Annotated in this window: 11 protein-coding genes; 9 read left to right on the top strand and 2 right to left on the bottom strand. The window is 36.3% G+C overall.

The features are described from left to right. Positions 1 to 13: 13 nt before the first annotated feature. The 6 genes from EGI31_RS19015 to EGI31_RS18990 all read left to right on the top strand — a co-directional run bounded on the left by EGI31_RS19015 (position 14) and on the right by EGI31_RS18990 (position 6,280). Positions 14 to 625, top strand: coding sequence for a WbqC family protein (locus EGI31_RS19015; protein WP_255038738.1), 612 nt, complete (start codon positions 14 to 16; stop codon positions 623 to 625). Positions 626 to 671: 46 nt separating this feature from the next. After that, on the top strand, positions 672 to 3,206 hold the full coding sequence (locus EGI31_RS19010) for an ATP-dependent Clp protease ATP-binding subunit (protein WP_255038737.1): 2,535 nt from the start codon (positions 672 to 674) through the stop codon (positions 3,204 to 3,206). Between the two features lie 57 nt (positions 3,207 to 3,263). Next, on the top strand, positions 3,264 to 4,445 hold the full coding sequence (locus tag EGI31_RS19005; protein ID WP_255038736.1) for a lipoprotein N-acyltransferase Lnb domain-containing protein: 1,182 nt from the start codon (positions 3,264 to 3,266) through the stop codon (positions 4,443 to 4,445). Then, complete coding sequence (locus tag EGI31_RS19000) at positions 4,423 to 5,211, top strand: inositol monophosphatase family protein (protein WP_255038735.1); 789 nt, start codon at positions 4,423 to 4,425, stop codon at positions 5,209 to 5,211. Before EGI31_RS19005 ends, EGI31_RS19000 begins: the two co-directional genes overlap by 23 nt. Before the next feature lie 315 nt (positions 5,212 to 5,526). Continuing rightward, positions 5,527 to 6,039 carry a YfiT family bacillithiol transferase gene (locus EGI31_RS18995; RefSeq protein WP_255038734.1) on the top strand — a complete coding sequence of 171 codons (513 nt, stop codon included), beginning with the start codon at positions 5,527 to 5,529 and terminating at the stop codon, positions 6,037 to 6,039. A 70-nt stretch (positions 6,040 to 6,109) separates the two neighbouring features. Then, positions 6,110 to 6,280, top strand: coding sequence for a hypothetical protein (locus EGI31_RS18990; RefSeq protein WP_255038733.1), 171 nt, complete (start codon positions 6,110 to 6,112; stop codon positions 6,278 to 6,280). On the opposite strand, the gene EGI31_RS18985 is transcribed toward EGI31_RS18990, so the two are convergent. Then, positions 6,267 to 7,034 carry a queuosine precursor transporter gene (locus EGI31_RS18985; protein WP_255038732.1) on the bottom strand — a complete coding sequence of 256 codons (768 nt, stop codon included), beginning with the start codon at positions 7,032 to 7,034 and terminating at the stop codon, positions 6,267 to 6,269. The genes EGI31_RS18990 and EGI31_RS18985 overlap by 14 nt on opposite strands. 306 nt (positions 7,035 to 7,340) lie before the next feature. Continuing rightward, complete coding sequence (locus tag EGI31_RS18980) at positions 7,341 to 7,991, bottom strand: ABC transporter ATP-binding protein (protein WP_255038731.1); 651 nt, start codon at positions 7,989 to 7,991, stop codon at positions 7,341 to 7,343. A gap of 110 nt (positions 7,992 to 8,101) precedes the next feature. Here EGI31_RS18980 and sucC point away from each other — a divergent pair, with 110 nt between their 5' ends. The 3 genes from sucC to EGI31_RS18965 all read left to right on the top strand — a co-directional run bounded on the left by sucC (position 8,102) and on the right by EGI31_RS18965 (position 11,428). Further along, the gene (gene sucC / locus EGI31_RS18975) at positions 8,102 to 9,313 is read left to right on the top strand and encodes an ADP-forming succinate--CoA ligase subunit beta (protein ID WP_255038730.1); all 1,212 of its coding nucleotides are present in this window, start codon (positions 8,102 to 8,104) and stop codon (positions 9,311 to 9,313) included. Between the two features lie 311 nt (positions 9,314 to 9,624). Further along, entirely contained in the window at positions 9,625 to 10,410 is a 786-nt protein-coding gene (locus EGI31_RS18970; protein ID WP_255038729.1) for a helix-turn-helix domain-containing protein, read from the top strand. Positions 10,411 to 10,570: 160 nt separating this feature from the next. Beyond that, positions 10,571 to 11,428, top strand: coding sequence for a hypothetical protein (locus EGI31_RS18965; RefSeq protein ID WP_255038728.1), 858 nt, complete (start codon positions 10,571 to 10,573; stop codon positions 11,426 to 11,428). Positions 11,429 to 11,751: the final 323 nt, after the last annotated feature.

The raw sequence follows: 11,751 nt of genomic DNA, 5'->3' as shown, positions 1-11,751 counted from the left end.
AAATTATCTTACGATGATATTCTCATCAAATTTTTTGCCATGTTTGGCTTATATGACCGCAATTTTAGAAGAATCTGAAATAAAAATAAACATTGGCGAGCAGTACCGGAAACAATCTTATCGAACAAGAGCCAATATCCTCGGGCCACATCAAGTAGAAACCCTAACAGTTCCTATCCAAAAGGCTCCAAATAACGAAATTATTAAAGAAATAAAGATTGATAACAGAACGGATTGGCGGAAGACAATTTTTAAAACCATCGAGAATTCCTACAAAAAAAGTCCCTACTACGATTATTATGAGTATCTCTTTCGGCCCTTATTTGATAGGCCCTACGATTACTTAGTGGACTTTAATCACAAATCTCTGACAATATGTCTTGAAATATTAAAAATAAACAAGACAATTTGTCAAGCTGAATTTTCGTATTTTGAGAATAAAAACGATTTTATTAGCTTTAATGCAAAGAATAGGCTCGATTTACCAGATTTTTATAAACCAGTGGAATATTTTCAAAACTTTGGCAATAAGTTTGAGCCTAACCTCAGCGTCATTGACCTTCTTTTTTCGAAAGGACCTGAGAGCGTGCAGATACTTAAAAGTTCAAAGAATTCGGTCATTTGAACAATGTTTTAAAAAATAATGTTAATTCGATAAAAAAGGAGATTAAATGGAACCCAAGTTTTCACAAAGAGTAAAAGAAGTTATATCTCTTGCCCGTGAAGAGGCATTGAGATTGGGGCACGACTACATCGGGACTGAACATCTAATCTTAGGAATGATTCGTGAAGGTGAAGGATTGGGTTTGGAGTTGATTCAAAAGGCGGGTTTAAATCCTGAAGAATTGAGAACCTCAATTGAAAATTCAACAAGAGGAACAGCTACCAATACCATCAAAAACCTTTCTAACATTCCCCTGACCAGACAGTCGGAAAAAGTCTTAAAAATCACCCACTTAGAAGCAAAAATATTCAAATCTGATGTTATCGGAACTGAGCATTTATTGCTAGCAGTCTTACGAGACGATGATAATTTGGGTTGCCAAATTTTGAATCGCTACAGAATCAATTACAAATTGATCAAGGAAATGTTGGAATACCAACTTACTGGCCAAGAACCAACCATGGAAAGACCAGATACCGATGACGATGATAAGTCGTTTGGTGGTGGCGGTGGATCTTATGGAAGCCAAAAAGCAGACTCAAAAACAGGAGAAAAGTCAAGAACACCGATTTTGGATAATTTCGGCAGAGATTTGACTAAAATGGCTGAAATAGGCAAGCTTGATCCTATCGTAGGTCGCGAAAAAGAAATAGAAAGAGTTGCTCAGATTCTTTCCAGAAGAAAGAAAAATAACCCTATATTAATTGGAGAGCCCGGAGTGGGTAAAACAGCCATTGCCGAAGGTTTAGCACTTAGAATTGTCCAAAAGAAAGTTTCACGTGTGCTTTTTGGTAAAAGAGTAGTGACACTAGACTTGGCTTCTTTGGTGGCTGGAACAAAATATAGAGGTCAGTTCGAGGAAAGAATGAAAGCAGTTATGCTTGAAATTGAGAAAAATCCTCAAATCGTTCTTTTCATTGACGAAATTCACACTATTGTAGGTGCAGGTGGAGCAAGCGGCTCTTTGGACGCCTCCAATATGTTCAAACCAGCTTTGGCCAGAGGGGATATTCAATGCGTTGGTGCAACAACTTTAGACGAATATCGTCAATACATAGAAAAAGACGGTGCTTTGGCCAGAAGATTCCAAATGGTAATGGTGGATGCTACTTCGATAGACGAAACCATTGAGATTCTGAACAATATCAAGGGCAAATACGAAGATCACCACAATGTAACTTATTCTGATGAAGCCATTGTTTCGGCAGTAAAATACTCAGAAAGATACATTACCGATAGATTTTTACCTGACAAGGCCATTGATGTTATAGATGAAGTAGGAGCGAGAGTTCACATCAAAAACATCAACGTACCACAAGAAGTGGTAGACTTAGAAGAGGCAGTTGAGGAGATTAAACTTGAAAAGAATAGAGTTGTTAAAAGTCAACGGTACGAAGAAGCTGCTCAATTGAGAGATCGTGAGAAGAAGCTTTTGGAACAACTTGAAAACGCGAAGCAAGCTTGGGAAGAAGAATCGAAGACTTTGCGTCATATTGTAACCGAGGACCACGTAGGCGAGGTAATTGCCATGATGACGGGTATTCCTGTGAAAAAAGTCAATATGAACGAAGGAGATAAAATCCTGAAAATGGGTGATTCGCTTCGTGGAAGAATTGTTGGTCAAGATGCTGCTGTTGAGAAACTTGTAAAAGCGATACAAAGAACCAGAGTAGGATTGAAAGATCCGAAAAAGCCGATTGGAACCTTCATTTTCTTGGGACCAACGGGTGTAGGTAAAACAGAATTGGCCAAAACACTAACCGAATATCTTTTTGACAAAGAGGACGCATTGATACGCATTGATATGAGTGAATACATGGAGAAATTCAGTATATCGCGTTTAGTAGGAGCTCCTCCAGGATATGTAGGTTATGAAGAAGGCGGTCAATTGACGGAGAAAGTTCGTAGAAAGCCATATTCTGTTGTTCTTTTGGATGAAATTGAAAAAGCACACCCTGATATTTTCAATATATTGTTGCAAGTATTGGATGATGGTATTTTAACAGATAGTTTGGGAAGAAGAGTTGATTTTAGAAATACAATCATCATTATGACCTCAAACATTGGCGTTAGAGATTTGAAAGATTTTGGGTCTGGAATTGGTTTTGCGACTAAGTCAAGAGTTGAAAATCAAGATGATATGGTAAAATCTACCATACAAAATGCTTTGAAGAAAACTTTCTCTCCAGAGTTTTTGAACAGATTGGACGACGTTATCGTTTTCAACTCTCTAGCAAGAGAAGACATTCACAAAATTATCGATATTTCGCTTAAGAAGCTGTTCTCAAGAATTACCAGCATTGGTTATTCGATGGAATTGACCGAAAAAGCCAAAGATTTCTTAGCTGAGAAAGGTTATGACCAACAATATGGGGCAAGACCGCTGAATAGAGCTATTCAGAAATATGTTGAAGACCCATTGGCTGAGGAAATTCTGAAAGGTAGTATGAGCGAAGGAGACGTAATTCTTGTAAATCATGAAGAAAATTCAGAGTCTCTATCATTTAGCAAAAAGCCTAAAGAGGAAACGATTGAGCAATAAATTTCAAATAATTTAATTCAATAGCACGAGGAAAGTTTCTCGTGCTATTTTTGTTTTATGAAAAAACTACTTTTATTCATTTGGTTGGTAGCTGCGTTTGGAAGTCAGGCTCAGCAGCTTTCTAAAGAAGCAAAATTCGGCTTAGTAACAGTTTCCACGGGTTCTTCTGAAGACGCTATTTATCAGATTTGGGGTCATACGGTTTTGCACCTCAATGACCCAATAAATGGAATTAATGAGTGTTACGATTACGGAACTTTTAGCTTTGACCAGCCCGGTTTTATTGTAAAGTTTTTAAGAGGAACTTTGCCTTACCAAATGGCCAAATACGATTTCCAGCCATTCATTGACCATTACAAATATAAAGAAAACCGTTCGGCTTCTGAACAAATACTGAATCTCTCGGAACAGCAAAAGCAAGACCTTCATCAGTTCTTGACAAACAACTATTTGCCTGAAAACAGAGAATATAAATACCGTTTTTTCTATTACAACTGTGCAAGTAGAATCCGTGATATTCTCCAACAAGTCTGTAAAGACTCATTGCAGTTCTCGCCGACATTGCATGCTGACTCGACCTACAGGCAGTGGATCGACAAATATGCAAGCAAAAAGAAGCCTTGGATGAATTTTGGTATGAGTCTCGCTATAGGCTTACCATCCGACGAAAAAACGAAGGAATCAGGTGCTATGTTTCTACCAGAAAATCTTTCTGTTGGTTTTGATTCTGCATCGATTGTTCATGGAGGCGTAAAACAGCCTTTTGTTTTAGGTAGAATTCAGCACACTTCGGTGGATCCTCCAAGTGTTTCTTCTTCTGTATTCTCGCCTTTTGTTGTTTTCTCATTGCTTTTTGGACTGGTGGCTATCTATACTTTTTGGCAAATGAAATCAGGGCATAAAAAATTACTTTTTGATAAAATATTCTTTTCTTTATTGGGCATTGCCGGGTGGTTTTTTCTAGGACTTTGGTTCCTGACCGATCATGGCGTTACTGAAAAAAATATGAATGTAATATGGGCTTTTCCAATTATGTTCCCCATGATATTTTTTGTAAAAAAACCTTCTGTAACAAAACCATTACTTTGGATGTATGCCTTGATAAATTTGGGATTATTGCATGCTTGGGGTATTAAACCACAAGGAATTCCATTAGCCGTAATACCAATTATTCTCGCAGCATTAATCAGAGTGGCATTCATTTTAAAAAATTACAATGGATTTAAATATAATAGTTGAACAAGTCAAAGAAATAGCCAAAGAGGCTGGAGAATTCATAGCAAATGAAGCTCTAAAGTTCAAAACCAATGCCATAGAATACAAAGACATAAATAACGTGGTGTCTTATGTGGACAAAGAGGCTGAAAATCTGATTGTTACCAGACTGAGAGCCATAAATCCCGAAATTAGTTTTATTACAGAAGAAGGAACGGTGGCCACAGGAGATCAAAACGGATTAAATTGGATCATAGACCCATTGGATGGAACAGCTAATTTCGTGCATGGATTACCTCATTATTCAGTAAGTTTAGCTTTGGCTGAAGGAAAGGATGTTCTAATCGGTGTGGTCTATAACATTTGTACCTATGATATGTTTTGGGCCACGAAAGGTGGCGGTGCTTTTAGGAACGATTCTGCAATAAAAGTTTCTGATAATCAATCATTTGGTCAAAGTTTATTTGCCACAGGTTTTCCCTATTATAAATTCGAAGAAATGGAAAAATATATCCAAATCTTAGAATCTTTAATGCAAAAAACACATGGATTACGGAGATTTGGTTCTGCAGCACTGGATTTAGCATATGTGGCAGCTGGAATGTTCGATGGCTTTTTCGAATATAATCTCAACTCATGGGACATGGCCGCTGGTGTGCTTTTGGTCACAGAAGCAGGAGGGAAGGTTACTGATTTCTCGGGAGGTGATAATTATCTTTTTGGCGGAGATATCATAGCAGGAAGTGCAGTTCAAACCGAACTTTTGGCAGAAATAAAGCGTTTTTGGTAATATAGGCTGATTAATTTAAACGCAAAGACGCTAAGTTTTCGCAAAGATACGCAAAGTTTTAAAAGCTTAAATTCAAGTTTACGATGCGGAAATGAGCAAAGCGAAAACTCCGTGAAACTCAAAAAGGAGGTTAGTTATAACCGTTAAGACGCAGAGACGCAAAGTTTTCATAAAGAAACGCTAAGTTTTAAAAGCTTAAATTCAAGTTGACGATGCGGAAATGAGCAAAGCGAAAACTCCGTGAAACTCAAAAACGAAAAGTGAATAAAAAAGAATACTGTGAAACTCTGTGACAAAAAATAAAACAACAAAAATATGGAAAATCTAAAATACCCCATCGGCAAATTCTATAACATCAAAGAGTATCCTTACGAATCGTTAAGTGGTGCTATAAATTACTTAGAAGATTTCCCGAAAATCTTGAGAGAATTGGTTACGGGTTTACGGGATGCTATTTTAGATACTCCTTATCGTCCTGAAGGTTGGACAGTGAGACAAGTGGTTCATCACATTGCAGATTCGCATTCTAACATGTACATACGTGTAAAATGTGCATTAACGGAAGAAAATCCGACAATAAAAGGCTATAGTGAAGGCGATTGGGCAAATTTACCAGATTCTAAATTGCCAATAGATAGTTCTCTAAATATCATCGAAGGTTTACACGAGAGACTTGTTTTTATTTTCAGAAATCTAAAACAAGAAGACTTTGAAAAGACATTTTATCACAATGGATACCAAAGGACGTATATTCTCAGAAATGTAATTGCCTTGTATAGATGGCATTCGGAGCATCATTTGGAGCATATCAAATTGGCGATGAACTAGCTGCGACTCCTATTTCGGTGGCTTCGACTCCGCTCAGTCACCGAAATGTGCTAAAGAAAACAACAGCAATATGAAACAATTACTCGAAAATATTTTCATCATTGTTGTATTTGGTATCGCTATCAAATACATCGTGAGCTTATTTATGAAACAAGCCAAAGGAAAGGCTGGTGCTTGTAGTTCTTGTAGCTCAGGAGCATGTTCTACATGCCCGACAGCCCAGGAAATTACTGATAAGTAGCTTTCTCGATCAACTCGTCTGATTCCTGTTTACCCAAATATTTATCTACAGCAAAATGAATCAGATAAATTACAGGCGTCATCATCACCGCTATTATAAATTTGTAAATGTAATTTACGGAAGCTACCGCTAATACTTGACTCATTGGCCACTTGCCAAAGACAAAAAACGCAATGAATAATACCACAAAACTATCTATTAGTTGCGAAACTAAAGTGGAACCTGTAGCTCTAATCCAAAGAAACTTATTCGTGGTCATTTGACGTAATTTTCTGAATATCAAAGCATCCAAAATCTGACCAAATAAAAAGGCAATAATACTTCCAAGCATAATTCCCATCCCTTGACGCAGTATCAAACCAAAGGCATTGTTGATATTTAACGACTTCCCTTGTCCGTCAACACTGTTGATGTCCAACCAAAATTGAGCAGGTGGGAGACTTGTAGCTCCGTAAAGTATCATAAAGGCGTAGGCTATCAAGGCGGCGGTGAGGTAAGAGATTATTTTCACCCCTTTTACTCCATAATATTCATTGATGATATCCGAAATAATGAATACGATGGGCCAATTGAGTACACCGGCCGTGAGGTTAAAATCTAATTTGTAGCCCAAAAGATCTAATTGAGCAGGTCGTAAGCCAAAAACTCCTTCTAATGAGAAGATTTTAGCTCCGATGATTTCTGCAACTAAGGCATTGGTGATGAAAATGCCGCAGAGGACGATAAATAAGATTTGTTTTTTTGATCCAATCATAATGGTTAATTAGTTTTCTGGCAATCAAAATTGCATCAATGGGTAGAATTTCAAAATAAACTGTTTTTTTAAAAAAAATTAGCAAAAAAAGCTTAAGTATATAAATTTTGATTCTCTTTCGTCGCCTATCCGGCGGGGACTTACTTTTTTTTGAAAAAAAGTAAGCAAAAAAACATTCACAAAAAATGAGTCCTCATGAAAAATTTGATTAAGAAATCCCCACAAACTTGAAATCACCGTGTTATCAAATTTTGCATACGGACTTTTTTGTGATTTAGAGGAACCATTAGATTTTATTTTTACTTCTCACAAAATTCTCCCGTCTTTTAATTCTATAGTTCTGTCAGAGCGTTCTGCGAGTGATGGGTTATGTGTCACTATAACAAAAGAGCAACCAAAAGTGTTTCTGAGTTCGAAAAATAGCGAATGTAACTCCTCGGCGTTTTTGGTGTCCAAATTCCCGCTTGGTTCGTCGGCGAAGACGAATTTTGGCGAGTTAATTAATGCCCTCGCCACCGCTACACGCTGCTGTTCACCACCTGACATTTCGGAAGGCAAATGATCAGCTCTGTGCGAAATTTTTAGAGCATCCAATAAAACTTCGGCCCGCTTTTCGGTTTCCTCTTTGCTTTTTTTGCCCACCCAAGCCGGCAAACAGATATTTTCCTTGGCCGTAAGCTCTGCCATAAGATTGTGAAACTGGAAAATAAAGCCAATTTTCTCGTTTCTTACTTTGGCCAGAGCCTTGTTATCCAACTGGCTCAACTCTATTTTATCCAAATATATTTTTCCAGAATCTGCCTTGTCAAGCGTACCCAATATATGCAAAAGCGTGCTCTTGCCTGCACCCGATGCCCCTACGATAGAAACTATCTCAGAAGGCTGTATTTGCAGTGAAATATCCTTTAAAACCTCAATTGAGCCGTATTTTTTGTAAATATTTGATCCTTCCAACATATATTTTTCTGTAATTCTTTGCTTATTTTTTCGAAATAAATTTTTAAAAAGTATAATAATTTGCTAATTTGGCAAAAAATTAGAAAAGTTCAATTTTTATTTAATAAATTATGAATATTCACGAGTACCAAGGTAAAGAAATTTTATCGAAATATGGTGTAAGAGTTCAACAAGGAATTGTTGCTTCTACGCCAGAAGAGGCCATTGCTGCTTATCAGCAAATAGCCGAAAGAACAAATTCGAAGTTTGCGGTTGTAAAATCTCAGATACATGCAGGTGGTAGAGGAAAAGGCAAAATTGTCGGAACTGAGCAAAGAGGTGTGCAATTGGCCAAATCTGCTGATGATGTAAAAACCATCGCTACGAATTTGCTTGGAAACACACTCGTGACCATTCAAACTGGTGCTGAAGGAAAAGTGGTGAACAAAATTTTGATTGCCGAAGACGTTTATTATCCTGGTGATTCTGAGCCAAAAGAATTGTATGTTTCTATTCTTTTGGACAGAGGCAGAGCTTGCAACGTCATAATGGCCTCTACCGAAGGTGGTATGGACATTGAAGAAGTGGCTGAGCACACGCCAGAGAAAATCATTAAGGAGTGGATAGACCCAAGAGTAGGTTTACAGGGCTTTCAGGCTCGTAAGGTGGCCTACAAACTAGGAATGACGGGCAACGCTAACAAAGAAATGGTAGCTTTCTTGATGAGCCTTTACAAAGCTTACGAAGAAACCGACTCGGCGATGTTTGAGATAAACCCAGTATTGAAAACTTCTGACGATAAAATATTGGCCGTTGATGCCAAAGTGAGTTTGGACGACAACGCCTTGTTCCGTCATAAAGACTTGGCCATCTTGAGAGACAAAGCCGAGGAAGATCCAATGGAAGTAGAAGCCTCAGAAAGTGACCTAAACTATGTAAAACTAGACGGAAACGTAGGTTGTATGGTGAATGGAGCTGGATTGGCCATGGCGACTATGGATATCATCAAGCTTAAAGGTGGCGATCCGGCTAACTTCTTAGACGTAGGTGGTGGTGCAAACGCCGTTACGGTAGAAGCTGGTTTCAGATTGATATTGAAAGACCCTAACGTAAAAGCAATATTTGTTAACATCTTTGGTGGTATTGTTAGATGCGACAGGGTGGCTGCAGGTATAGTTGAAGCATACAAATCAATAGGCGAAATTCCAGTGCCGATTATCGTTAGACTACAGGGTACCAATGCCGAAGAAGGTGCCAAAATCATCAACGACTCTGGCCTAAAAGTATACTCAGCCGTATTGCTTAAAGACGCTGCTGACTTGATTACTAAGGTGTTGGCGTAAGAGATATTTTAGTTTTGTTTTGAAAACGACCTCGTGAGGGGTCGTTTTTTTTATGTAAATGATTTTAAAAAATCAGACCAAAATTTTAGATACAACCGCCGCAAATTATCAAAAAAATTATTTGGAAAATTTCCTAATTCGAAAAAATACTGGTACTTTAAGTTTTCAAAAAAGATAAAAATAAATTCAAAATTAACATTTGAAACATTTATTATAAAGATTATTTACACATCCCTAGATACGTATTTTATAAGTTGGTGGTGACTTTTACAAACCCCTTTTATTAATTCGCAACCAGTTTAGTTTAAAAAATGTCTGAATTACTAAAAAAAAAACCGAACCCTTGTTTATCAGAATTTGTAAAAGAGTACTGGTATGTGCATTGGCAAAATGCCTCTCCGATAAGCCTATCTAACACACCAACCCCAGAAGAAGCAGTATGCTTTTTTCCCAGAAATTTGCCCTATGCCAACACTCATGGAGAATTTGTTCAAACAAATGATACTTTCATAATCCGTCAATCTACTTCAAGAATTGATATGCTAACCCCAAACGATTATATTATGTTTAAAATCATTTTTCAAACAGGTGGTTTTTATAGATTGTTTGGTATTCCAATGTCTTTATTTACAAATGTACATACAGAAACAATCTCTGTTTTGGGCAAAAATGTCAAATTACTAAGAGAGCAAATTACAAATGCTATAAGTTTCGAGGAAATGGCTGGTTTTGCAGACATGTTTTTTATGGACAAATTAAAAACTGTTAAGACTTATAAACACCCTATTGATATTGTAATAAACCAAAAGGGGTTACTTCAAAACTCATTAGACAAATTAGCTTCTGATGCATGTATTAGCAAAAGGCAGTTTGAAAGGAAATTTTTTGAGAGAACAGGTGTAAACCCCAAATTATATCAAAGAATCTTAAAGTTTAATGAAGTAATGAAAATCAAAAAGAAAACACCAACGCTTTCTTGGATTGATATTACTTATATGGTTGGTTATTATGACCAAATGCATCTACTCCGAGATTTTAAACAATTTACAAGTATAATTCCGTGCAAATTTGATTTTGAAAATGCTATAATTTATTAAAGTTGTCGCTTTTTTACTATATCCAAATTTTCATTTCTATAATCTTTGCATAAATAATATTTTTAGCCCAAACCGTTTTTTTATCAATTATATCTATTGCTGATGTGTGCGGTAAATAGGCTACAATTTCATTAATAATCAAAATATAATTATAGCTCAAATGAAAAGAAAAATATCAATAACACTGGCTACCTGCATTTTAATTATACTTCCATTCTTAGTTGGTATTCCTATAAGTAAATATTCACCATATGTAGAAGCGAACAGTTTTAAGTCATATGTTTTTATATGGATAATTATTTCAATTGCTTTTGTTTCGATTGTGTTCGTTCTATCAAAGCATTACTCCAAATCATTTGGTGCTTTAGTAATTGGTGGGTTATGGCTCTTTTTACTAATAAGCCCAATTGCAGGCATAATTGGTTTAGCATCAGCACCTGACCTTAGCCTTAAAATGCTTCAACACCCAGAAAGAGAACATTTGAGATATATCTTTCTTTTCATTGCAGCATTACTATTTGCTGCGTTTTCTGTATTACTAATTAAAAGGAATGCACTAAAAATCGCAACTTTAAATTGTCGGATATTAACATTGATTTTTATCATTGCTTTTTCAGAATTTATCTGGGAGTTTTCTCATCATTATTTATATCCAGAGGCATTAAAAGAATGGATTAACCAAGGTAACAAAGTTGCAGAATTCAGCAAAAAATATGACAATATAGCTATCATAAATATTGGGGTATTAGGCAGGTTTATTCAGTTCTCGTTAGCAATACTGCTTTCAATTCGATTATACAGGTTGGGACAAATCAAAATTTGGTGCCCAATACTAATTACACTATTTAGTTTAATAGGAATCATCTCAGCATCAGTAATACTTCTTACTCAAATGAATATTCCAAAAGGTTTTGAAATTTTATTTTTATTCTTCATTCCAGGGATACCATTTTTATTATTTTACTGGTTAGGTGTAGCACTGCTGACAAAATTCAAAAAAAGTGAGATTAAGACTTAAAAAAACAGTAAACAAAAGCTTTGCCAGTGGCTAGGTGATGTACAAACTTAGAACCTATTATTTTTATTGAACTTTGGAAATAGATGAACATTTTTACAGCATAACTCAACCATATTCAAAGCCCGAAATCGTTATATGCAAAGAGTTTTTTTAGTTCAGCTATGGAGATGTTCCGCAGGACAATTTCGAAGTTTGATAAAGAGGATTTCTAATCCGAAAAATAAACTCTTTTGCTTCTCACTAAAACATCAGCTCATTCTTTTCAAAAAAATAGGTATCTCATTTGATAAAAAGAAAACCATAATATCCTCTTACATTCTAAA

It is taken from the genome of Lacihabitans soyangensis, from assembly GCF_024343775.1.
In the GTDB taxonomy this organism is placed as follows: Bacteria; Bacteroidota; Bacteroidia; order Cytophagales; family Spirosomataceae; genus Leadbetterella; species Leadbetterella soyangensis.
Note: the sequence above shows the minus strand (reverse complement) of the source record. Positions and strands in the feature narration are given on the sequence as shown.